Below are 26,450 nucleotides of genomic sequence, written 5' to 3'. Positions count from 1 at the left end.
TGTACTCAAGTTTGTACACACTTTCCGAGGTTACGCTTGAACATCATTGAAAAGCAAAGAAACAAGAAAAAGACAAAAAGCCTTTAAATTCAGTACGTAGAGATGTGATTGTGGTGTGCAATGAAAGGTGGTTTTAAGCGTTGAAAGGCTGGGCGGCATCAGGGTGCGAAATGATAGCGAACGCCATTATCTTATTGATTTCATTAAGAAAATCTTGGTTTGCCAAGTATGAATTCTTTTGTCTTTACACGGGGTTGTAAATACTTTGAGAAGAAACGCACACTTAGCTCTTCGTCAGTCAAACCCGTCTTGTTAATCGTGATTGGTCACTATTTTCGCTGATCTTGGCTATATAAACAATCAATGGTTTCGAGATAATCCCCGATTTTATTCTGAGCAGTAGCAAGATTTGTGCGTTTTTGTAACCCCACCTCATGTGAAATCAAAACATCAGACGTATGTTCTCGCTCCTAGGTAGTGCGAAAGTAATCTCACCCTCAAGCTGCAAAGATGATACATCATGGTTTCGTTCTACCCTTTCACAACATAGGAATGGGAGGCTTCATAATGTCAGCTTGAAACAATATTGACTTTTTAGATTTCACAATTCATGAAGACACAAATGAAGCAGCCACCCTAGGATTATTCATCAATAATAGCGCTGCGTTCCTCTGAGAATGTTTCACATTATATCAGCTACAAAATAAAATGTTCCCTTCAAGGTACCTTGAACGCTTTTATCTGGCTACTTGCTGCATCCAGCAACACGCTCGAACAAGCTTGTATATTCATTACAAGCAGTTTATAGATATGCTGTAACATGGTTTGGAGGTTCGCCAATGCTCTACCAATACAGCATTAAGGCTATTTTCGTGTAATTGAGTCTGAATGGCGTGATTAAGAGCATGAGTTCAATGAGGAGTGCTTTCAAACGACTCCTCATGTGTTAATAGAAGGATAAATAGTACCTATCCATATTGCTTATTTTGTCACACTTTTTTACCCCATCGCTACCAAAACCTGACGACTACCAGTGAATGGTTTGCGACCGTGTGAAACCTGCCAGTTGTCCAACAACATCACATCGCCTTTTTTCCAGTCAAAGGTAACTTCATTATCAAGGTATACCTGACGAATATGCTGTATGTGCTCTTCTGGGATCTCTGAACCATCAGCATAATACGTGGCATAAGGATAACCTGCATTTGAAAACGCCTTATCCATTTCTTCGCGCACTTTAGGGCACAGGCTAGAAGGGTGCCAAAAGGCGATATGATTGAACCAGACGTCATGTCCAGATTGAGGATGTTGATGCACAGCGGGCCTGACTTGTTCAGTAACAACATGCTTAGGCGAGAGCACCTTCATTGATACGTCTACGCTCTTACAGTAGTTGGCTATATCTTCTAAGGTAGACTTACCAAAGGCTTTAAAGATGGTGGGACCGAACCCCTCAAGGTAGTTGCGTCTAAGTAGCCAACCGCCTTTTTGCTCAAAAGCCTCAACGACTTTCGGATCAAGAGCTCGCAATACCGCCTGCACATCACAGATCTGAGTCTGACCGCCCGTTTGGGGTGGCTGCAAGCAACTAAATGCCAGTCTGGACGGCGGGCTGGTAACATAAGATAACTCGTTATGCAGCGCGATTTCCTGATCCGATGGAAATTCAGTTGCAGTATATATGCCACCGTCTAAGTGGGTACGAGGAGTCGCTCCTTCAACATATGCGGCCCTTTGGGTAATGGCTACTTCAGTAAAACGGGAAAAATCTTGCTGGTCTTTAATCTGAAAACCACGAAATACAATGGCTCCGTATTGCTTTAACTCCGATTCCACTACACTGCGATTATGCTCATACCAACGATTCAGATCATAAGAAGGTAATCGGGAGTGATATACCAAAGGTAGTTTGGGGGCGTGTTTGAAAAAATAACGATTTACGATTGCATCTATGTTAGCACTAGCATTGTCTTTTTTTTCAGTTTTCCATTTTGCAAACTTCATTAGAGCTCCTTAGTCAACCCTGTTTTGAAAGATTTGAATGAACGTTTGGCTTTTTGTACTTTAGCCTGAGTACCTTGTTGTAAAAGGCATTGAATATCAGACAGGGTCTGATGGGGTGCATCCAGCACGCTAGTTAAAATAAGTTGAAATTGTTCATGACACTTCTCAGGGTTGCCCTGTGTGCTATAGCTGGCAGGAAGACGCCAATGTAATTCGATGCCGTCTATGCCCTTTGGCTTTTGGAAAAGGCGATAGAAAAGCCCAAACTCTTTTGAGGTTTCAGCCTGAGCAATCTCATCAACGGCATAACAACCCATTGTCAAAACTTGTTGGCCTTGCTCTTGGAGCACATGCGCTGTGTGCGCCAACATCCAATCATGAGGCAAGTAGCAAGTGTTATTAAGTTGAGTGATAAAACTCGAACAAACATCCTTTAACTGAGTACTAGATTCTAGATCTAAGTACAGCAACCGAGTCTCATTCGTCGAAAAATAAGGGGAACTACCCGTTTTGAGCAAGCAGGGTTGGTCTGGCCATCTAATTTGCAACAACACTTGTAGGGCTATAAGCATTTTTAACTGTAATGATTTAAAGTCAGGCTGTGCACTTCCCTCACTAATCGCAAGCTTACATGTTGAGTTTTGCAATTTATCACTCACTAAAGCACACAACTGTAGGGTAGCCTGTTGATCTCTGCTATAAGGCTTACTAAGTGTTTCGCTATTTCGCGCCCCCGTCCTCTGCCCACCTGTGATGGTGTTTAAATCAGTTGCTCTAGCCATTGCTTTACGCTTAATCGCAAGCACCCTACGGTGCCATTCATTAAACTGAGTTTCTAAGATGGTCACTCCGTCCCGCTTAGTCATACCGCTTGGTGGTGACTCAATAAATAGGAGTTCATCTGGTGTGAGGTAATCAGGAATAGCGGCTAGTAGTTGGGCTTTTGACTTTATTTCGATGGTCTGCGTATTCGTGTTTTTAGGTAAAATACAAATCTTCTGAGCCAGCTCTATTGGCCCCACAATCAAAGCGTTTTGTGCAATACCTCGACATTTCAAAGCGGCCTCCATAGCTTGTGGATAGCTCAAATGTTGCCAATGATCCTGTGCTTCTCGCCCTTGCTCTAACCCTTGCAATGGCAAGCGCCAAATAGTGTCGTCTGCTTGTTCTATAAAACTTAACAGCATGACTTCTAAATGTTCCGCCATTTGCATCACTGTCGAGCGGTCAAACAAAGCTGTCGAGTAATTACAGTGCATCTGCAAACCTGCAGCCGTTTCTTCTGCCACCCATTCCATGTCGTATTTTACGATACTATTTTGTGTACTAAAAGGAGCAACTTCTAAGCCCTCTAATACCAGCTCACTAGGAGGATTATTTTGTAAAGTGAACATGATTTGAAACAGTGGACTATGGCTCAAGGACTTTTGGTGTCTCAAAGCATCCACTAACCACTCAAAGGGCAACTCCTGATTTGCAAAAGCATTGACAGCATACTCTCTGTTTTTCAGCAACAAATCTCGGGGAGTCATATCTAAATCAATGCGGCTTCTAAACACCAGAGTATTAATAAAGTAGCCTAATAGCGGAGACAACTGACTATTGCTCCGACCCGCTAACGGCGATCCTAAAACAATATCCTGCTGTCCGCTGTAGCGGGCTAGCATAGCCGATAATGCACTGTGGATCACAACAAATAACGTAGTTTTATACTCCGCCGCTAAGGCTTTCAGCGGCTCTAACACCCGGTTATCGACTTGCCAACTATAAGTTTGGCCGTGGTACTGCTGGTGTACAGGTCTAGGCCTGTCTAACGGTAAACTGTGTTGCAGAGGAATATCTGCTAACTGCTCTAGCCAGAAGTTGAGTTGTTCATTTAATTTATCCTGCGTTACTTCATGTCGCTGCCACCACGCAAAATCACTGTACTGAATCTCAAGCTCAGGGAGCGTATCGGGTAGGCCCTGACAAAAAGCATTATAAAAAGAGGTGAATTCATAGCTAAACACCCCCTGGCTCCAACCGTCAGATACGATGTGGTGCATGGTCAAAAAAAGTACATGCTGCTGCTCTGACAAGCGCAACAAGCAGCCTCTTAGCATCAGATCTAAACTGAGGTTAAATGGCTGCTGAAGCTCTACCTGTGCATACTCCTGAATGCGCTTGGATTGTTCCACATCAGGTACTTCAGATAAATCATATTGTGCTAGATGAAAAGGTTGAGCTGGCATGACCTGCTGTATTGGACTGCCGTCCACTTCTTTATACACGGTGCGTAAAATCTCATGTCTTTGCACTATACGATTTAAGGCACTTTCCACTGCCGTAACTTGCAACTCACCAATTAGTTCAAGCGTAACTGGCACATTATATTGGCTGCTACCCGCGTCTAACTGGTCAATAAACCACAACCCCTGTTGTGCATACGACAAGGGCAACTCCATATCTGCTGGTGCTTTTGCAATCAATTTAGTTTGCTGCTTGGCTTTTGCATTCAATTGACACCTCAACAGGTAGTCAATAATAGCCGGCTTGTGGTGTTTGATTTGCAGCTTCAAACTGTCTGGGAATTTTCCCCGCTCAGCCATAAATGCCAGCTGGTTGTTCTTAACATACAACACAATGTTTTGCGCTTCCGCCTCGGCGACGATGCGCCGAGCTTCATGAGTTAAATCCGACATTACAGCACCCCTTCCTCTAGTTCCTCAACATCCTGTAGCAATTCAGCTTTTTTTAAGTTCAGCATGCTATCGGTCTTGGCTTCTTGCAATTTCTCAGCAATTTGCTCAATGGTTGGCTGGGCAAAAAAGTCTCGAATGGAAAACATTTCTTCACTAACGCCAAATGCTTCTCTAATCATACTCACCAGTCGGGTAGCCAACAGAGAGTCTCCGCCAATGGAGAAAAAGTGATCATCAGGTTTAATGTCTTGCACGCCCAAAATATCCTGCCATAACGCAATGAGCGCGCCCTGCATTTGTTCTACAACATTTCCAGAACTGGTAAAGTCGAGATCAACCTTGTCCACAGTAGTCGCTTTAACCATCTCAGTGTTATTGCTACGTACAGTAGAGTTGTTCACCCACTGAGCCAATCTTGGTTGCAAATCAGGTACGGACACTATTACTTGCGGTGTGCCCACAAAATTGAGGGCATAACTGAACGCTCTGGCTCCTTCTCGGGCAGAAATGCTAAAGCGGACTGTATCAGAACTTTCATTTTCCTGTTCATTGAAGTGCCAACCATCCCAATTAACAGCCAACCAATGAACATGACCGGCCTGATGCTGTTGCTGTACAAAGGTATCCAAGAAGGCATTAGCGGCAGCATAAGCAGCAAACCCTAGTCCACCTAATACGCTGGATAATGAAGACATCACCATGCAAAAATCCACAGTCTGCTTTTCTAACAGGTGAGCCAGTACCATAGTCCCCTGTACTTTGGCACTAAACTGAAGCGCCACATCTTCAGGCGTAAGCTCTCCAATTCCTTGCATAGACCCATGCACCTTGCCAGCACAATGAATAACCCCATGCAACTGGCCAAACAACTCATCAATGTCCTGTATGACATGCTGCATTTGAGTCATATTAGCTACATCAGCTTGGCGCACCAATACTTCAGCTCCAGCTTCACGCAGCGATTGTACTGCTGACACTTTTTCTCTCAATGCTCTATTCCTCTTAGCATCATCAAGTAAAGCCTTCCACTCATGCTCAGCAGGGAACTGACTGGTAGTGGTTAAAATCAATCTAGCTCCGGGTGCTTGTTCAGCTATGTGATTTGCTAAAGTCAGGCCGATTTGACCAAGCCCACCGGTGATCAAATAGACACCTTTTTCTCTGACCTTAACGGGATGAAGGTTGACACTTTCATAGGTATTTATTTGGCTATCCCATTGAAGCGATTCTTGACTAAACTGCTTCAGCCAGCGCTGTCCATGACGAAATGCTACAAACGCATCGTTACAATCACTCAACAAATCCGCTTTAAGTTTCTGTGCAAATACATCCGCCGACATATCTGGCAGGTCAAAATCCAGCTTATCAAAGTCAAGCTGACGAACCGTCAACGCCGGGTACTCTTGAGGTACCACTTTACTAAAACCTGATACCAGTGCAGCAAGGGCTGAAGTAGTTTCATCCCCCAATACCACCTCTGCTCCTTGAGTCAGGACACATAACTGAGCAGTGACGCTATTAAATACCTGCACTAGGTTCAATAAGTGATTAATTTGGCCACTACCTACAGAGCAAACTTGCTGTTCTGGTGTAAAGTTCTCGTTATTGACTGTGTTTTGACAAATCAACTCCCGCGACAACTCAAGACTGGAGAGGTCAATAATTCGGTGAACTTCATGGCCATTTTCAGCCAACTGCTGACGCAACTGCAAGTAGTCGTCTTTAATGCCCTTTCGTATCACATGATGACTGAAGCCAGAAACGGTAGCACGGATGCTTTGGTCATGTGTTGCCGTCAGTTCTTGTAGTACAACTGGCAAAATATTCAGCGCTGATAAACTAGGCACGTTAACCATCGCCTCCAGCAACTGGGGGTTTTGAGAAATCATCAACCAGTTTTCAGCTTCGCCTGTCGGCAACGGCTTAGCAGCCAGTAACGGTTTACGTTGCCAAGCTGGGGTATAAAACCAATTATCCAATGACCGTTTCGCCAGTTTAGTTGTAGCTGACTTATCGTCTTTTTTATCTATCCAGTAGCGCTTTCGCTGGAAAGGGTAAGTAGGTAGCGGTACACGATGACATGATTGCCCTTGATGTATTTGTTGCCAATCAAGCTTAATGCCCGAACACCAAAGTTCTCCAATCGCCTGCCACAGAACATGTTCGTCTGGCAACTCCTGTTGAACATGACGCATAGTAGAGACGATGGACATAGCACCTTGCGCTGAGTGCTTGCGAGCTAGAGTACTCAACCCAATACCAGCACCTACTTCAATCAACACATAAGGTTCCGTGGTATCCATCACACTCTGAATGCTTTGGGAAAACTGTACCGTTTGTCTTAAATGATCAATCCAGTATTGTGGGGTAACTAGGTCATCACCTGAAGCAGGTTTCCCTGTCAGGTTGGAATACACCAAGCATTGTGGTGCGGTAAAGTTTACCTCTTCTAGCACAGCTTTAAAGGGGGCCAAAATCGGATCCATTAATGCTGAGTGAAAGGCATGCGAGGTCGCCAGTGAACGATATTCAAGCTCACTGCTGCGCAATATATCCAGCAGCTCATCTGTAGCACATTTAGATACTGAGACAACGCAATGCTCAGGACTATTGATTGCCGCAATTTCAGCGATACCTGATATAAGTGCCGCGACCGTGTCACTCTTAGCTCTGACACTAAACATGTTACCAGGCGCAGTGCTTTGCATCAGCTTAGCTCTTGCCGAAACAACTCGAACCGCATCCTCGATAGAGAACACGCCAGCAATACATGCAGCCACATATTCACCAATACTATGACCCAACACCACTTTCGGCTGAATACCCCAATGCTTTAATAGCATGGCAAGGCTGTATTCCAAACTAAAAATAGCAGGTTGTGCCCAGCATGTGTCATTCAGTTTTTCAAAGTGACTTTGTTTTGCTTCATCACTACCGGAGGCTGGGTATATAACAGAACGAAGATCGGCTTCTAAATGTTCTTCAAACAGGTCACAACAGAGGTTAAACACCTCGGCAAAATAAGGCTCGTTGGTCAATAAGCCTTTAGCCATCTCTAGATACTGAGAGCCTTGCCCTGGAAACATAAATACGGCTTGCGGTTCATCAAGCGCCGCAGCCTTTTGCGATGTGTTGGCTCTTAGCTTTTTAATTGTGACTTCTACGTTCGGTTGCGCCACTAACGAATAACGATATTGATGAGCCGAACGCCCCACCTGTAAGGTGTAGGCAATATCTGCCATCGACACTGTATCGCAGGCAACTTCAAGATGATCTGCCATACGCTGTTTTAGCTCAGCCAAGGCCTCTGGTGTTTTCGCACTAAGTGTCAACAATTGGGTACTACGCTTGAGCGGAGCTGAGAGTTGTCCTTTATCATTATATGATTCTGGAGCTTGCTCCAATACCACGTGAGCATTCGTGCCACCGATACCAAAGGAGCTAACACCTGCTCTACGAGGATATGATGACTCGGGCCAAGCTCTGTGCTCAGTATTCAAATAAAACGGCGTATTTGCAAAATCAATTTTGCTGTTACTTTGACCAACATTAATACAAGAAGGTAACTCCCCGTTTTTCACCACTAATGCTGCTTTGATAAGCCCAGCGACGCCTGCGGCGGTGTCAAGGTGTCCAATGTTGGGTTTAAGAGTGCCCAGTGCACAATGCTGATATCGCCCACTGTTAAATGCTCGGCTCAACGCTTTTATTTCAATAGGATCTCCCAATGGGGTCCCTGTACCGTGCGTTTCCACATAGCCAACACTATCGGCAGGTATTTTTGCCTGAGTTAGCGCATTTTCGATAACCTGACTTTGTCCCTGAATGCTCGGGGCGGTAAAGCCAACCTTTAAGGCCCCATCGTTATTCACCGCACTTCCCTTAATGACACTGTAGATGGTGTCTTTATCTCTGAGGGCATCTTTAAGCCTTTTAAGCACCACCAAACCGGCTCCATTCCCAGCACGAGTGCCACCAGCGTCTTCTGAAAATGCACGACAATGCCCATCAGCTGAGACAATTCCACCTTCTTCGTACCAATAGCCCTGTTTATTGAGCAAGGATACTCCAACGCCGCCCGCCAACATCATGTCAGCTTCTCCCATACGCAGGCTACTGCACGCTTGATGTACCGCGACCAAAGAAGTAGAGCACGCAGTGACAACATTTATACTTGGCCCCGTCAAGTTGAGTTTGTAAGACAGACGAGTAGCGCTGTATGCGGAACTATTTGCATGCATGACCTGCAAGCCCATGTTGCGCATCAATGATTCATTGCTCATTAGGTTTTGCACTAGATAACTGCTCTCAGCAGCCCCCACAAATACGCCCACATGACGCGCCTGGGTATCATCGCCATAACCCGCCTGTTCGAGGGCTTCAACGGCACACTCGAATAACAAGCGCTGCTGTGGATCCATAATCTCCGCTTCTCTGGGTGTCATGGAGAAATAGTCCGCATCAAATTTATCTATTTTATCCAGTAATGTACCTGATTTGACGTAGCGGGGATTATCGATAGTGTCCTTATTCACACCGGAATCCAGCAACTCCTGTTCGCTAAACACTTGCAGGGATTCCTTGCCACTGCGCACGTTATCCCAAAACTCAGAGGGATTATTAGCGTCAGGGAAGCGAAGACCCATGCCAATAATGGCAATATCCTCATCCACTTGCTGCGTATTCCCGCTCGACTTACCAGACTTCTGTTGCTGTATTGTCCCATCACTATCGGATTGTGTGCTTTGTAAGTGTGCCGCTAAGCGCTTAATGGTTGGGAATTCAAACAGTTCTGTAAGTTCCAGCGATAATCCGGTGGTTTTTTCGATACGGCTTTTCAATTGCATACTCAATACTGAGTTGCCACCAATTTCGAAGAAGTTGGCATTGCGGCTAACCCGCTCTAATTGCAATAGTTCACACCAGATATCGCTGAGCTGCTGCTCTAACCCTTGCTGTATTTCCGTATCATTGCCGTGCTCAGGTAAATCGAAAGTATCAGCCGGATTTAAGGTCAGCAGTGCAGCTTTGTCTACCTTGCCATTTTGTGTTAGAGGAAACGCCTCTAAAGCTAAAAATTGTGCAGGTATCATATATTCGGCTAGTTGTGTTCTAAGCCACAGCTGTACTTCACGAACGCTTACCGAGACATCATCAGCGCTAGCTTTGTCATTTTGCGAAGTCAACAGTAAATAAGCTACCAGTCGCTTGTCTGATCCGCTTCCTGCTACCAGCACACAAGCTTGTGCTACTGATTCATGACGTTCCAATGCTGACTCTACTTCGCCCAGTTCAATTCGAAAGCCTCGGATCTTCACCTGTTCATCGGTCCGACCTAAATATTCTAGATTGCCGTCATCTCGATAACGTACCAAGTCACCAGTACGATACAGTCGTTCAGGCTGCACCGTTGCTGCTGGTGACATATTCTGCCCGATGCTTAGTGTGACAAACCTCTCCTTTGTAAGCCCTTCTCGATTAAGGTAGCCTTGGGCGAGACCCTGACCACCAATATACAGCTCTCCTACGCAACCAAAAGGTACTGAGTTGTCGTTATCCAAAAGCCATAACTGGGTATTTTGAATAGGTTTGCCAATGGCTACGGTATCGCGACTGACATCAAGATCTTGCAAAGTACGAACAAAATGGACGCAGCAGCCAACAACAGTTTCGGTTGGACCGTATTCATTAACAAACACAGCTTCAGGAAGCAATGTTTGCTTCCAAGGCAACAAGCAATTGCTAGTTAATTGCTCGCCACCCAAAACAATAGTATGCCGGGTAGATCTAGTTAAGCCGCATTCTCGCAACCAATGTAAATGTGAAGGAGTCAATTTGAACAGCCATGAACGGCCATCGTGAAACAGGTATTGCTCCAGCTGAGAGGCAAGCATTGAGGCATCAGACAAGTCCAAAATGTGCAAAGGTTTACCCGTCAGTAAAGCGCCAAACAATGTGGTTACTGTGGCGTCAAAGCTCAACGTTGAGCTCATTACCGCACCGCAGGTATCCTCTTCAAAATAACGCTCTGTCACGTGCTCTAGGTAGTTGCTCAAACCTTCGTGCAAGACCTTTACACCTTTTGGGTTTCCAGTCGTTCCGGAGGTATAAATCACATAACATATATCCTGTAAACTCAACGTCGTTTTACACGCTGTAACAGGTAAGTCACTAAACAAATGAGTATCATCAATGCACGCTTTTTGAACGGCAATCTCTTCAAACTTGCTAACGCTTGAGGTGTCAGTAAGTATTAATTTAGCTTGGCTATCCTCTACAATATACTGCAAACGCGCTTCAGGTAATGATGTTTCTAGCGGAAGATAAGCGGCACCCGTTTTCATAATAGCCAACAGACCATATACCTGAGCAATCGAAGGCGGCAGGGCTAAAGCCACTATGCAACCTGCTCCAATGCCTTGTTGCATCAACCAGTTGGCCAGCTGATTACTGCGTTGCTCCAGCTGAGCAAAGGTTATCTGTCCATCACTATCTTGCAATGCTATAGCCTGTGAGTGCTGCTTAACAATGGCGCTAAAGGAATCAATAATATGAGTTTTTGGTGTAGTCGTTGCAGGTCCACTGGCAAGACATTTTTGTTTTTGAAAATCGGTATATTCAAGAAAGTTAAGTTGCTTAACCGGCTGTTGAGGTGACGCTAATAATTGGCTTATTAAGCACTCAAAACTTAACGCGAGGCTTTCAATTGTACTGGCCTCAAACAAACTAGTGGCATAGTTCCAATTTAACCATAACCCCCGCTCATCCAGAGTGGACATTAGCTCTAAATCAAATTTACTGCCAACATTACCATCCCACTGACTCTCAAACACCAAGTCTGCCACTTGTTTTTGCGCAGCGTTAAATTGTGGGTTTTTCATAGCCTGATTTTGCAGGCTGAACATGATCTGAAACAGCGGTGTATAGCTTGGGCTGCGAGGTACATTCAAGTGCTCAACCAACATATCAAAGGGCACATCCTGATGGCGAAATGCCGCCTCGGTCATGTCCTTGTGTTGTTGCACTAAGGTCTCAAAGCTGTGTTCGAGATGGACACTAGAGTGTAAAGCGATGGAGTTGACGAAAAAGCCGATCAAATTATCTACATCAGGATGGTTTCGCCCAGCGACTGGTACACCTATCACAATCTCTTTTTCCCGACTCCATTTACTCAACAGCAAGGCAAAAGCACTGTGTAATACGACAAACAGTGTAGTGTCGTGATATCGCGCAAAACTGTCCAGTTGATCTGCAACCTCAAGAGATAGCAATCTAGAGAACTGAGCGCCTTCAAATTGTTGTTTTGCTGGGCGCTTCTTGTCCAAAGGCAAAGCGTGCAGAGTTGGACTAGTCGCATGATGGCCTTGCCAAAATTGCAGATCCTCTTCCAGTTTTTTATGGTTTAGCTCACTACGCTGCCACGCAGAAAAATCCGCATACTGAATATCCACTGCTTGAAGTGGGTTTTCTTCCCCTGCCAGATAAGCTCGGTAGAGCAGCTCAAATTCAGTGGCAAGGATTTCTTCTGACCAACCATCTGATGCAATGTGATGTGTTGTAAGAGTCAGTATGTATTCCTGTGGTGCCAGTGTTAGCAATCTAGGTCGCATCATGCGATCACAACTAAGATCAAATGGAGTCTCAGCTTCAGATTGAAGAAAATCTTTGATTCTTTGCTGCTTTGTCTGGTCATCAAGCTGCGTCAAATCCATAGTGAACAAAGGTTCAGCCTCATCCGCCAGCACTCGCTGATACACCTGCTCTTCATGCGTTAAGTACACAGTACGCAGAATTTCATGGCGGGAGAATATGGTATTAAAGACCTTCTGCAGCACGTGGGTATTGAGGTTACCCTTAATTCGATAAGATATTGGCATGTTGTACTGAGCACTGCCTTTACCAAGCTGATCGATAAACCACAAACGCTGTTGTGAAAAGGACAAAGGCAGTAGCGCAATATCATCAAGCTCACTTTGAAGATGTATGTGCTTAGCTTTACTTCGATCAACCTTGGCAATTCTAGTCACGCCAGAGCCCTCAACGGCCTCCACTAACTGAGCCAATTTTTCAATGCTGTTGTATTCATACAACTGCGACAAAGTCAAAGCTACACCGAAGGACTTGCTGATAGCGCTAATGAGGCGCATAGCTAATAATGAATGCCCCCCCTGACGGAAGAAGCTATCGGTCAGGTTCAGAAATTCAGCCGGTAATAACTGTTGCCACAACGCCAACATTTTACGCTGGGCAGCAGTTTGCGGTTCTGCCAGCTTTGCTGGAATAGTGTCAGTGGATAGCTGCTGTAAAGCTTTGCTGTCTACCTTGCCGTTAGCTGTCAAAGGCAGTTCCGGCAAGAATTTAATGCTTGTAGGTACCATAACTGGAGGCAAGCTTGCTTGCATCCGTGCAAACAGCTCGTCACACGTTGTAGGTTGTTCACCGCTGGGCACCACAAAGGCTCTTAGTTGTTTGTCACTACCACTGCCCGAGACCAAAACTTTCGCCTGCTGCACACCCGAATCTTTTAGTAGCAACGATTCTATTTCGCCTAACTCAATTCTGAACCCTCGGATTTTAACCTGGTCATCCATGCGTCCGACAAATTCCAAGCTACCGTCCGTTAAATAGCGAACCCTATCTCCTGTGCGATAAAAGCGCTGTTCCGTCACATTGGGGATAGTGCTACCAAATTTTTCTTGGGTCAGCTCATCCCTGTTTAAATACCCCTCGGTGACACCATCACCACAAATCAATAACTCTCCCACCGCCCCAACTGGCGCGAGTTTTTCATCGTTAATCACGTAAAGCTGGGTATTAGCAATTGGCTTGCCGATGGGCACAGCCACTTTGTCACTAGGAATATCACTCAGTTGATTAACAGTGTAAATACAGCAGCCCACCGCTGTTTCCGTGGGACCGTATTCGTTAGTGAATATACTGTCTGGTAACAATTCACGTTTCCAAGGCATAAGTGTGGCAACCGTTAACTGCTCTCCTCCTAGGACGATATGGTGTCTGGTAGTGCTACTAAGGCCCGCCTGTGCTAACCAATCTAAATGGGCTGGTGTGAGTTTAAACAACCACTGTCCATCACCTTTAAACAAGTAGTGACAGAGTTGTTGATACAACTCCTCCTGTTCTTGGTTAAGAATAACCAGTTGCTTAGCAGCCAATAAAGGTGTGAAAAAGGTGGTTACCGTTGCATCGAAGCTCAGTGGGGAGCTCATTACAGCCCCTTGAAAGTCATCTTCCATGTAGCTTTCAAGTGCGTGAGATAAGTAATTTATCACGCTGTAGTGGGGAACTTTTACCCCCTTGGGTTGGCCAGTGGAACCTGATGTATAAAGCACATACAATAAATCCTGTGGCGTCACTTTGACCTCAAGGTGAAAGGTATCCTCGGCGTATTCCTCCAGCCAGTCATCTTCCAACATCTCATCAATTAATAACACATCGGTGTTTGGTAGAGGACACTTGGCCAAAACATCAGAAACACAAATAACCTGTTCAATGCCAGCGTCTTTGAGAATAAAATCTAGTCGTTCAGAGGGAGCCTGTGAGTCCAGTGGCACGTACACAGCCCCAGCCTGAGCTATGGCTAAAACGGCAACCGTTAGATGCAATGACGGGTCGATAAGCACACCTACGCGCTGTTGCGGTTCTATACCTTCGTCGATGAGGTAGTTACTGAGTAAATCAATTTTCCGCTGCATCTGGGCGTAAGAGAGTTGCAGCCCCGGTATGCCCTCTTTTGCCACATAGCTTAGCGCAATACGATGCGGGTGCCGCTCGCTCTGCTTGCGGATCAGCTCCATAACAGTAGACTGCTTTGGGTAGTCCTGCGGGTTGCAATTAACGTCCTGTAAAAATGCACGATCAGATTCAGAGATAACGGGCAGAGTACTCGTTAAAGCCTCTGGCGTAGCTATCACAGCTTCCAACAAGCAGTGAAAGCTGCGTGATAATCTCGCAATCGTTTCAAAAGAGAACAGCGCAGTCGCGTAACTCCAGTTTAACAACAGGTTATCAGACTGTACGAAGGCGGTAAGCTCCAGATCATACTTCACCTGATTTTGTGAAGCATCTATATGACTTAATTGTAAACCTGGCAATTGGAAATTTGAAGATTGAGATTTTTCAGCATCACTTACCTGTTGTAACCCAAACACAATTTGAAATACTGGTGCAAAGCTATCTTGTCGTTCGTCCACCAGTTTTGGGATCAACATGTCAAATGGCACCTGCTGGTGCTTAAATGCCTGCAATATCATTTGCTTGTTTTGCTGCAACAAAGACAAAAAGCTGGTTTCATTATCCAACTGAGTGCGCAAAGCAACATTATTGATAAAAAATCCAATCAAGGGTGCTAATTGTTTTTGCGTACGGCCTGCGATAGGTGTTCCCAACACTATGTCGTTTTGGCCACTAAAACGGGATAACAACAAGGCAAAACAAGTTTCCAACAGCATGAACAAAGTCACTTCGTGCTGGTTGGCAAAGTGCTGCAACTTATTCAAAAGTGCTTTAGGGATGTCCTGTACCAACACATGACCTTCGCGATTTGAATATTTACTTCTGGGGTGATCCAACGGTAGTTCGTGTACCATAGGAATACCATCTAGCTGCTTTTCCCAGTAGGCAATTTGCTGTTTTAAATTATCTTCAGTGTTATGTTCTCTTTGCCACAGGGCAAAGTCGGCATAGTCAATTTCCAGTGGTGGTAATGGTTGCTGCACCGGTAAAGACTTTTGCTGTGCTTCCACATACGCTTGGTACAGCACCGCAAACTCGTGGGTAAAGATACCCAGTGACAAAGCGTCCGAGGCGATATGATGCATCACACTTAGCAATATATAAGAGTCTTCACTAAGTTTTAGTAAATGACAGCGAAGACTAAGGTCACAGCTTAAATCAAACGGCTCGTTAGCTAATTTTGAAAGAGTATTTCTGAGTTGTTGTCGTAAGTCACTCTCATTATCTGCGCTTACATCTGCACTTAAATCAATTATCGGAAGTGGTACACTCTCCACCTCCTGAATGCGCATGTAAGCTTGGTCTTCGCTGCTACTGTACACACTGCGAAAAATACTGTGTCGCTTTAGTATATTATCCAACGCAAACTGCACCGCATCGATACACAGCTGACCATCCAATTTAATAGCACCGGAAATATTGTACTGACTGCTATTATCGTTAAACTGTTCAGCTAACCACACTCGCTGCTGTGTCAAAGACAAAGGCACCGGCCCTTCCAAATCGGCTCTACGAGAAATACGCTGATTCATCTTGGCAGGACTGTTATCTCTTGCCCTTAACCATTCCAACAAATGCGGCTTTTGCGCTTTGATTTCTTGCAACAACTCTGGGGTTAAAGCAGCTTTGTTGCCTACAACTCGAATGTTGTCTTGTGCCAGCTCAAACCCAATATTTAAATCAATGCACTGACTAATCAATTTATGCAGAGTTGACATCATATTAACACTTCCTGTTCTTGTCTTTGTTCATCTAACTCAATAGAGGACAATTTTTGACTCAACAACTTGTCATCAATGCATTGTGCGATAGTGCGAATGGTGGCGAGTTCAAACACTTCCATCATATTAAGCTCCACCTGAAAGGCTTCTTGTGCTTCATAGATAAGACGAGACAATTGCAAGGAGTTTCCTCCCAACTCAAAAAAGTTAGCCGCCACGCAGATTTCATCTACCCCTAAGATAGCCTTCCAAATATTCGCTAACTGCTGCTCAGTGTCGGTTTGCGCTGCCTCCATCTGAGTAGGTGCAAAAAAGTGAGCTTCAGGTAGGGCTTTTAAGTCCAACTTGCCATTTGCTGTCAGCGGTAATTCGTGCAATACCACAAAAGCGCTGGGCATCATATAAGCGGGCAATGTTACTGCCAAACGCTCCTGCATGGCCCGGATCAGGAACTGTTCCTCATCAGCTTGACGATGCTCTAGTGTCGGCACAATGTAAGCGACCAGTTTCTTGTCTTGGCGCTCGCCTAGCGCTATGACAACCGCTTTTTCAATTTGCTCAGCACTGCTTAGTTGGGCTTCAATTTCTCCCATTTCGATTCTGAAGCCCAATATTTTCACCTGATTATCACTGCGTCCAAGAAATTCAATGTAGCCCTCACTCAGCAGCCGCCCAAGGTCACCGGTTTTGTATAGACGCTGTTGTAATCTCTCATGCCAAATGAAACTCCCTTGGGTTCTTTGAGAGTCATTAAAATACTCTCGGGCCACACCTTTACCGCCAATATACAAATCGCCCTGACATCCCAGTGGCACAGGCTGTAGTGCCTTGTTAAGAACATAAAAGTACTGGTTCGCCAGCGGCATACCGTAGGGCACGCTGGGAAGGTTGCTACAGTCTTGCGTGATAGGATAATGAATAGACCAAATAGAGCCTTCCGTTGCGCCTCCAAGACTGTATACCTTAGCCTGTTCAAATCGCTGCCAGAGTCTGCTTGGCAACCCAGTCGGGATCCAGTCACCACTCATCATCACGATGCGCAATGGTGCTGTACTAACACGCCCTGCCATCTCAAATTGTAGCGTCAGCAGATCAGCAGAGGCTGGCACGCTATTCCACAAGGTAATGTTGTGCTGTTCTAGTAACTGCATCCACTCATTAGGATCTGAGGCTTTGTGGTCATTGGGGTAAATTACTTCACCACCGGCAGCCAACAAACCAAATAAGTCATACACCGACAAGTCAAAACTCAGGGCAGATACTGCCAATACACTATCTTTCTCAGTGACACTATATTTGCGGTTAATATCCAACAGGGTGTTAACTGCCATACCGTGCTCAATGGCCACACCTTTAGGCTTACCTGTTGAACCTGAAGTAAATATCACATAAGCCAATTGACTTGCCATTCCCTCTGTGGGAACGCGTTCCAAAATGGATGCTAGTTCATCGTTACAAGGCTCAATGCTGTGCACATCAATGCAAGTCAGTTTTTCAGAAAGAAGTAAAGGTGATTCCTGATGGCTTACCAACAATCGACAACCCGCTTGGCTGATAATATTGTCACAGCGCTCTGCTGGCCAGTTTTCCTCCAGCGGTAAATAGGCTGCTCCCGCCATTAAGATACCCAGTGTAGCGATCGCCTGCTCTCTACCCTTTGGCAAACGAACAGCAATCAACTCTTCCTGTTGCAAATCATATTCTTTTAGTCTTTGCGCTAAACCGTAAGCTGCGCGCAATAGAGCCTCGTAACTAACAGTACCGTATTGATCTCGAACTGCAATTGCACTTGGCTGGCGTGTTACCTGTTGAATAAATAAACCATGCATTGAGGTTTCACAGGTCACTGTTTCGGCAAAATCAATGTCAGTATCGTTATAAGCGGCTATCTTTGCCAAATCTGATTCCGATGCGATGGGATAGTCATAAATATTAGCCTGTGGAGTGACAACAATGCCCTCCAGCAGCTTAATAAACGCCTCGCTTAAGCGTTCAATTGAGGCTTGCTGGAATATACTTTTGGCGTAAGTCCAACTAAAGCTCAAACCTGACTCAGACTGATTGACACAAAGATCTAAATCAAATTTTGCCAATGATTGTTTGTAAGGGTACAGACTAAAAACAGTATCTTTGGTTTGTATCAGCTGTTCACTAATGTGCTGTAAGCGGAACATGATCTGAAACAACGGCGTATGGCTTTGGGTACGGGTATACTGGATATTCTCCACTAAATATTCATAAGGAATATCCTGATGATCTAAAGCATTCGCAAAGCTCACTTTATTGGCACTAAGAACATCAATAAAAGTGTGCTCATCACTGAACTGGGTCAAGTTCACTAGGTTGTTTGCAAAATATCCAACATTGTGTTGCAACTGGCTTTGGGTTCTACCCGCCACCGGAGTACCTATAACGATGCGTTGTTCGTTACTCCAGCGAGCCACTAACAAGGCAAAAGCCGTTTGCAGCAATACGAACAGGGATGTTTGATTATTAGTTGCCAGCTTTTCTAACTTTTGAGCTAGGGCTGGATTACAAGCTAACGAATGCACCTCTCCTTCATACTGCTGAGCCACTGGACGAGCGTGATCCGTTGGTAAACTGTGTAGCTGGGGTAAATCCACCAAAGTATCTCGCCAGTACTGCAATGATGCTTGTGCACCGTCGCTTTGCAGATATTCCCGGTGCCAAGAAGCGTAATCGGCATATTGGAAACTTAGCTCTGGCATAGTTACGTTTGCGGCCTGCTTGTCAGTCAGACTTGCGTATAGCCTAGTGACTTCTTGAACAAGAATCTTCAAAGACTCACCGTCAGCTGCAATCATAGGTAAAGTTAATGCCAACAGGTGCTCTTGTTCTGCCACGCATATCAGGTTGGCCCGTAATAAAGGTGCCTTGGCAAGATCAAATGCATAGCGTGCACAGTTATCTATGATAGCTTCGACTGTTGAGCCGTTTAAATCATCAGTAGCAATACCCGTTTGACTTTCTAAACTGGACTGGGATTTTATTAAGTCATGCTCTATTAGAGGTAAACCTGCAACTTCGACAATTTCTTGCTGCACACCATCGGCGCTTTCTACATAACGGGTGCGCAAGATTTCATGACGTGCCAAAATGCTATTTACCGCTTGCTGCAAACAGGCTTTTTGCAATGGCCCATTGATCTTAAGAACTGCCTGTACATTGTTTTGGTTGTCTGTGCCTTGCATGTTGTTCAATAACCACATGCGCTGCTGTGAATGAGACACAGGAAAACGCCCCAGCTTGCGGTCCAACACTACCAATGGTACATGGTTGCCACTTTGAACCTGATGAGTCTGCTGCTGTTGCATAAACTCTATAATTTGCGGCTTGTTACTTCTAAGGTGCTGTAAAAGCTCATCTGTTGGCATGTCATCAAACAACACCTGTAAATTACCCTCTTCGACCGATAAACTTACTGACTGCTGTTCGCACATTGTTAAAATTGCTTGAATATCCATGATACATTCCCTAATAATTTTGTTTTGTTGTTTTGATAGGAAGCAGCTAAATCACCAGCTTATGAGTTTTCTCACCTTCTTCCACAACTAAGAATTCCACTGCCCCATTGGCAGAATTGATGACTCGTTGTTGGGTATCCGCCAGAACAGAGCGAATAAATGCACCGCTGTAATCTCCTCCAATGTCGAACACCCCCCAGATGAGGGAACTCTCAGCCAATCCATAATCAGGGTGGCATGTGGTCACAGGGTCCGGCTCACAGTATTGCTGTACCAACCAGTCGTTATCGTGACAGTGCTCATCAATTGCCTTATGCCACAGTGCTTTGGAGGTGGTCTTGCCGATCAAGACATCCAACCCTTGCATCGACAGTGACTTCTTGATGACAAACTGACTTTGATGGCTTTTCAGCAACTCAGGTAGAGCATGGGACTCGCCCTGCCAAGTCACCACGGGAGTGTTGAGTTTTACTGTCCATGGTATATGCCTCTCGATAAGCTGCAGCTCTTCATCTGTGAGAGAAATCTTATTGTTAGCAGGGTCTTTGGCTTGTTGTGCTGCTAAGTGCAGCAGCGCTAATAAGTGTTTGTTACCTAAAATGTTATGAAACGGGCTGTCAGGGAAAACTAGATTCCCCGCTACATAGCTTTTGGCTAAATTCATAATCTTGTGCTGAGGAATGTCACGCGCCATATCGGAATTTAAAAACACCGCATCCATCACTTGGTCTTTGTAATAAGCCAAGCCATCGGCGCGCACTTCAATATCATTGGTATTGTTGATCCAAATCAGCTTACCCTTTGCCAGGGCTGATGGCTTAATTTGTTCATACAATTCAGTCAGATCCTGCTCCATGCGCTGGTAATTAGGCACAGTAGAAGTGATTAATAACAGGTTACCCACCACACCTGAACGCGGTAAACGCATCATACTTTGGCAGGCTTTTTCAAAAATTTCTCGTACCACATTGCGCGTACGTAAGTTCAGGCTCTGAGTTTCAGGATATCCCTGCCATATCTTCTGTAATGCAGGGATAACCCAGTCCATTTGCCAACCGCCAATATTGGAGCCAGCATTAACCTCTAATAACTTAAATTCATTGTTACTAAACACCATATCATGGCGCAGAAACAAATCTCGAGAATCCACATCTAGCTTTGCCATCATGTGGTATAAAAATGACGAAGTGTTGAGATAGTCGGCGAACCCCTGAGGATCATCTTTAAAATAACTGCGTATAACCTTGTGCATTAGCACTGGCAGCATTTTGTTAAAGCGAGTAAATTCCGCCACTCGAGGCTTAGATAAAATGATTGGCCAACATCCATAGGGATATTGATAATCACTCATAAAATTATCTATGCTGCCTGTCTGTAATGCTTCATTGCGCATCATGTCGTTATTGCGCAGTGACTCTAGTAACTGCTGATATTTTTTCGAGTAAAACGCGTTATGCGCGGATATTGGGCTATTATTCATGACTAAATCCGTATACCTATAAGACAATCTTTTGGGTCTTTTCAGAAGCAACTGAAACAGACTTATAATTCTGATGTGCAATAACTTTTTTAGACAACTCTGCCACCGAGCTGTGAGCCAGAAAATCCTGATAGTTGATAGCAAAGGAGAACTCTGTTTTTAACCAAGCAATGGTTTTGGTAACTAACAAAGAGTGCCCGCCAATATCAAAAAAGACATCTGTCACGCAGAAGGGTTTATTACCTAGCAACGATAACCAGTAGTCGTAGATTTGCTGTTCCACCTGATTCGAAGGCGCGATTAAAGTACGCTCCTGTGTTTCCGATACCACAATTTTTGCCAGTTTGGCTGAATCAACTTTGCCATTTGCGTTAACAGGCAACTCAGCCAGAACACAGTACTCAGCAGGTTGCATATGATCAGGCAGTTTGCGTCGCATCTCTTTGCGCACTTTGTTTAGCAACTCTTGTGAGGACGTTTCTTCTGTGCCCTCCCCAATCAAAACAACATAAGCTACTATCAGTTCATCGCCATTGGTTAAAGTGCGGTTGCTCACAAACGCCTGATTTACATGAATATCGGTTTGTAATTGACGCTCAATATGATCCAGCTCAACACGATAGCCTCGTACTTTAATCTGACGATCCTGACGTCCTTCAACCACGACATTGCCATTTGCAAGATAGCGACCGTAGTCACCCGTGAGATACAACATGTCTCGTTCATTAGAAGCCAACGGGTTTTGCAAAAAGACTTTACGTGTAGCAAAAGTTTCATCTTGATAACCTAGGGTTAGATGCGGACTGCGTATAGCAATCTGTCCAAGCTCACCTACCCCGCAAAGTTGCAAAGCGTCGTTAAGTAGTATCAGCTGAGTGTCTGCAATGCCTTTACCTACAGGAACAGGGTTGTTTGCATCCAATGTGTGCTGCATGTCCTGTGGTGTTAGTTGATAAAAGCCTAAAGCTCGACAAGACTCGGTCGCTCCGTATAAATTAATGATGTTCGCCTGTGGCGCATGCTCGCGAATTTGCATGAGCGTTGATCCGCTAAGTTTTTCGCCCCCCATAAACACATTGCGTAAATGGGGTAGCTGCACATCACTTCCAGTGAAAAAGTAAGTCATCAGGCTGGGGGTCAAATTAATATTAGTAACTTGCTGTTGTTCCAGCCAAGGTAATAGATTCTCGGGCTCGTACTGCTGTGCTGTAGGAATACTTAACGTAGCACCAGCACATAGGCTATGAAACATGTCTCGCTGTAACGGGTCATGTGTCAAACCAGACACCATTGCCCATGTGTCCAGCTCTGTCACCTGAAACTGTTGGCTGTACCAAGGAATATAAGCGGAAAGAGCACTATGGCTACCTTTAATGGCTTTAGGTTTTCCAGTACTACCTGAGGTAAAGCCAATATAAGCAAGATCTTGTTGTTCAACTGATTCGCTGACAACTGTCTGCTTTGCATTTACTGGATGATCGCACAAAGAAATAAGCGTTAATGATTGACACTGAGCGAGCAGTTCACTATCTGCATTTTCTTTTGAACAAGATGCCTCAGAAACAGACAAAATATACCTTGAATCCAACTGAGCAAGTTGCGCGCTAAGCAATTCAGGGGTGTCACAGTGCAACATACAAAAGGCTGCGCCTGTTTTTAATACTGCCAGTGTAGCAATCACCAAATAGTCATTACGTTCTACTAAAATAGGGATCACTTCGCCTTTTTTAACACCTAGCTCTTGTAATACCCGAGCATAATGGTTGGCTGATGATTCAACTTCCGCGTAGCTCCAACGACGGTTATGGTAAACAATTGCAGTTGCACAAGGTTGGCGATTTGCAACGTCAGTAAACAAATGATGTACAGCACCAGACCAGTCTTGGCTCACAGGTTTATTGAGCTGGGGCAGGCTGGAATTTTGGACATTATAAGCTGGGGTTCGCACACTCAGCTCACGACACATCACATCAGGGTTTTGTGCAACCTGCTCCAGAACAAAAACTACCTGCTGCAACAGTTGTTTAATGGTTTCTACTTGATAGACCTGTTGATTAAACAAGCCTCTTAAACTAATGCCATCCTGGGTGCTGGAAACATAGATAGTTAAATCAAAAATAGCATCTACAGTTTGTTCACGAAGCATTTCAGCTGATAATTCTGAGCCTGACAACGCCATATCCGGCAAGCTAAGCATATTCAAAAAGATTTGAAATAGTGGTGTATTACCTGTTTGCTTAGACTTCGCATTCGTCAGTTCAATGATACGTTCCAGCGGAATATCTTGATTGGATTGCACATCAGCAAGATTGCGGATCTGACTTCTAAGCCACTGTTTAAAAGTTTGTAATTCGTCAATTTGACTGCGCACGGGAAAGTTGGCTACAAACGGCCCAACAATGCTATGTAAACCTGCTTGATTGCGACCTGTCAATGGCACACCAATATTGATATCGTCGCTTCCACTTAACCGTTTGAGCACTATCAACAATGCACTATGAATAACATTGAAAAGGCTACCGCCGGACTGCTGAGCCAATTGACTCAGTCGAGTTTGCAGCTGAGGTGTCACAACCTGATTTAAGCTGATGCTGTTTGAGCGTGACTCGTTGAGTTGCTCAACATCGCTAGATGCCCCCCCCTCCCCAACGTTGCGAAGCTGTAATTGGTGCTGGCAATCTTGAAGATAGTTGCTCCAAAAACCTTCCTGTTGAGCTGCCTCCTCGCTATCTAAAAAGCGCTGTTGCCAATGACTAAAGTCCAAGAAGTTGATACTATTTTCCGGAAGTAGATGCTTCGGTGACTGACTATCTACAGCCTGTCTACATAGCTGCATTAACTCATTGAATAAGGTCACCAACGACCAACCATCAGCGATAATATGATGCACTTTAAAATATAGGTAGTGGCAACTATCTGATACCGATACCAGTAACACCTCGCACAAAGAAGGCGCATCTAACCTAATAGCTGTTTGGCAAAACGCATCAACCAAGATCTGTGCCTCGGCATCATCTGCTGCTTCTAGAGTTTCAATTGGTATAGTATGATTCTGACGAACGCTAAGGTACGGATGCTCAGATGTTGAGATGATTTGTCCACGTAATAACTCGTGATGCTCTGACAAGGCCTGTAATGCCCGCTCAAGGCGGCTATGCTCAATACTTCCGGTCAACTTCACGCCACGACACAGCAAGTGTTTGCTTGTGTTTGGTTCCATCTGCTCTGTAAACCAAATGCGAAATTGGGTAGCACTGAGAGGCGCTTGCGTGAGGTTGCTCTGATGCTCAAGCGCATGCGTGCTTGCGATTTTATCTTTAACACTTGCATCAATAAAGGTAGCTAATTTAGCAATGCTAGGGTGATTAAAGACATCTTTAACCTGCAAATAGCATCCATGGCGTTGCGCCGCAGCATTAATCATCTGATTTAATAACAGTGATGTACCACCCAACTCAAAGAAGTTAGCGGTGATACTGATTTCATCCAAAGTCAATAATTCTTGCCATAGGATAGCCAGCTGTTTCTGTGTTTTAGTTTCTGGTAAACGTATCTCTGTGGCTGATAGCGAGTTAGCATCTACATCCTGTTGCGAGCCCTGCAATACCTCCATGGTGTGGGTGAGACACTTTTTCTTCACAAGACGACGCTGCACTTTGCCACTGGAAGTTTTGGGCAACAAACCTGCTCTGACAAACTTGATATCAGAGACATATACCTGAAACTGCTCAAAAATCTGATTGCGGATAGCTGCTCTGGCGTGCTCGAAATCCAGCTTTTTTATGGCTGTACGCTTCACTTCCTGCACCAGTGTCACAGCTCCAAGAGACTCAAATGCCACAGTGCCGCCGTTAATGAGATCTGGGTAGGCTTTGCTACACACTTTTTCTAGATCCTGCGGATAAAAGTTGCGCCCGTTAACGATCAAAATATCTTTCAGTCTACCCGCTATATACAGCTGCCCATCAAGCTTAAAGCCGAGATCTCCTGTACGCATGAAGCCACCGACTTGCTGACCTTTTATTGTGCGGTTAAAGGTCTCTGCCGTTTTAGCCTTATCTCCCCAATAACCGGCAGCAACACTGGGACCTGAGAACCAAATTTCACCAATGTCACCATCAGCTAACTCCTCGTGCGTTTGCGGGTCGACAATGCGTAAATCATGCGAGGATTGCACCTTACCACAAGCCACTAAATTACGGCGATTCTCATGCTCCAGCGTCACAGGTGAAGCTTGGTTGTTTTCTAGTTGTTGCGCGTCAAAACAACGACTCACAGACTCAGTTTCCGGCTTGCCAGAGGCTATATATACGGTAGCTTCTGCCATCCCGTAGGCTGGATAGAAATACCTTCTCTCAAAACCAGTTGGCGCAAATTTTTCACTGAACTTGTCTAAAGTCTCAACATCAATAGGTTCTGCAGCGTTATAGGCAATGCGCCAGCTTGACAAGTCAAGTTGCTCCAAATCGGCATCGCGTACTTTTTCTAAACAATAGTTGTAAGCAAAGTTTGGCGCGCCACAGGTCGTGGCCTTGAAACGGCTTATGGCGTTTAGCCAGTGTGTGGGGTTTTTAATAAAGCGCCCAGGAGACATGAGAATCGAATGAGCGCCCATGTATAGAGGCAACATCATAGCCGTTATCAGGCCAAGATCATGAAACAGTGGAATCCAGTTACAAAAAATGTCTTGTTCGTTTACGGATGTTGCTTCGATGAGCGCATCAAGGTTGGCAATGATGTTGCTATGAGAGATCATCACCCCTTTAGGGTTACCCGTAGAGCCTGAGGTATATTGTAAAAATGCGGTGTCTTGTTGGCTAATTGGTAAAAAGTCCTCATGACTTTTGGGCAACGATTGTTTAGTATCGTCTGCCCATAAGCTGCCCACCGCCAATACTTGGAAGTTGGCTATTTGCTGGCAGCTTTCTTCCACCAATGAATGTAATTTTTCACTCGTGAGAGCCAGTTCACACTGGCAGTCTTGAACAACCTTGATGATACGATCTGCATGATTACTACTACCTGGCGGATACAAAGGCACTGCAACCGCCCCAGCATACAAACAACCAAAGAAGGACACGATATAATTCAGCCCTTGTGGGATCATGATAGCCACTGGTGATTTGTTGGTATTCACAGCCTCTAACTTGAGCGCCAACGAGCAGGCTGCACTGTGCAGCTGTGCATACGTTAAACTGGCTTCTTTACCAGAGTCTTCGATAAAGGTCAGAGCCACATTATTAGGTTGGTTTTTAGCGTGCTCTGATAATATGTTTATGATATTTTTCATTTTTTATTACGCTTATCTGTTTTGGATCTTCGCATC

Annotated in this window: 6 protein-coding genes; all 6 read right to left on the bottom strand. The window is 44.9% G+C overall.

Features of this window, described 5'->3' with window-relative positions; genetic code table 11:
• Window positions 1-999 precede the first annotated feature (999 nt).
• The 6 genes from CIK86_RS13785 to CIK86_RS13760 are packed head-to-tail and all read right to left on the bottom strand — an operon-like array spanning window position 1,000 to window position 26,414.
• Window positions 1,000-2,004: a TauD/TfdA family dioxygenase gene (locus CIK86_RS13785; RefSeq protein ID WP_024602288.1), complete on the bottom strand. Its 1,005-nt coding sequence runs from the start codon at window positions 2,002-2,004 to the stop codon at window positions 1,000-1,002.
• Window positions 2,004-4,685 (bottom strand): condensation domain-containing protein, encoded by a 2,682-nt coding sequence (locus CIK86_RS13780; protein WP_024602289.1) that lies wholly within the window; start codon window positions 4,683-4,685, stop codon window positions 2,004-2,006. Before CIK86_RS13780 ends, CIK86_RS13785 begins: the two co-directional genes overlap by 1 nt.
• Entirely contained in the window at window positions 4,685-16,159 is an 11,475-nt protein-coding gene (locus tag CIK86_RS13775; RefSeq protein WP_024602290.1) for a hybrid non-ribosomal peptide synthetase/type I polyketide synthase, read from the bottom strand. The genes CIK86_RS13780 and CIK86_RS13775 overlap by 1 nt, the downstream gene beginning before the upstream one ends.
• Complete coding sequence (locus CIK86_RS13770) at window positions 16,156-19,644, bottom strand: non-ribosomal peptide synthetase (RefSeq protein WP_024602291.1); 3,489 nt, start codon at window positions 19,642-19,644, stop codon at window positions 16,156-16,158. Before CIK86_RS13770 ends, CIK86_RS13775 begins: the two co-directional genes overlap by 4 nt.
• Before the next feature lie 46 nt (window positions 19,645-19,690).
• Entirely contained in the window at window positions 19,691-21,124 is a 1,434-nt protein-coding gene (locus CIK86_RS13765) for a hypothetical protein (RefSeq protein WP_024602292.1), read from the bottom strand.
• 16 nt (window positions 21,125-21,140) lie between these two features.
• Window positions 21,141-26,414 (bottom strand): AMP-binding protein, encoded by a 5,274-nt coding sequence (locus CIK86_RS13760; RefSeq protein ID WP_024602293.1) that lies wholly within the window; start codon window positions 26,412-26,414, stop codon window positions 21,141-21,143.
• Window positions 26,415-26,450: the final 36 nt, after the last annotated feature.

The sequence above is a fragment of the Pseudoalteromonas sp. JB197 genome (assembly GCF_002332205.1).
GTDB classification, from domain to species: domain Bacteria; phylum Pseudomonadota; class Gammaproteobacteria; order Enterobacterales; family Alteromonadaceae; genus Pseudoalteromonas; species Pseudoalteromonas nigrifaciens.
The sequence above is the reverse complement of the archived record's forward strand: the minus strand, read 5'-3'. Positions and strand labels throughout refer to the sequence as shown.

What these genes read in the sequence shown, in the direction of transcription:
- CIK86_RS13785 (WP_024602288.1), bottom strand. Translation starts at nt 2,004, where the DNA reads ATGAAGTTTGCAAAATGGAAAACTGAAAAAAAAGACAATGCTAGTGCT.
- CIK86_RS13770 (WP_024602291.1), bottom strand. Translation starts at nt 19,644, where the DNA reads ATGGATATTCAAGCAATTTTAACAATGTGCGAACAGCAGTCAGTAAGT.
- CIK86_RS13780 (WP_024602289.1), bottom strand. Translation starts at nt 4,685, where the DNA reads ATGTCGGATTTAACTCATGAAGCTCGGCGCATCGTCGCCGAGGCGGAA.
- CIK86_RS13765 (WP_024602292.1), bottom strand. Translation starts at nt 21,124, where the DNA reads ATGAATAATAGCCCAATATCCGCGCATAACGCGTTTTACTCGAAAAAA.
- CIK86_RS13775 (WP_024602290.1), bottom strand. Translation starts at nt 16,159, where the DNA reads ATGATGTCAACTCTGCATAAATTGATTAGTCAGTGCATTGATTTAAAT.
- CIK86_RS13760 (WP_024602293.1), bottom strand. Translation starts at nt 26,414, where the DNA reads ATGAAAAATATCATAAACATATTATCAGAGCACGCTAAAAACCAACCT.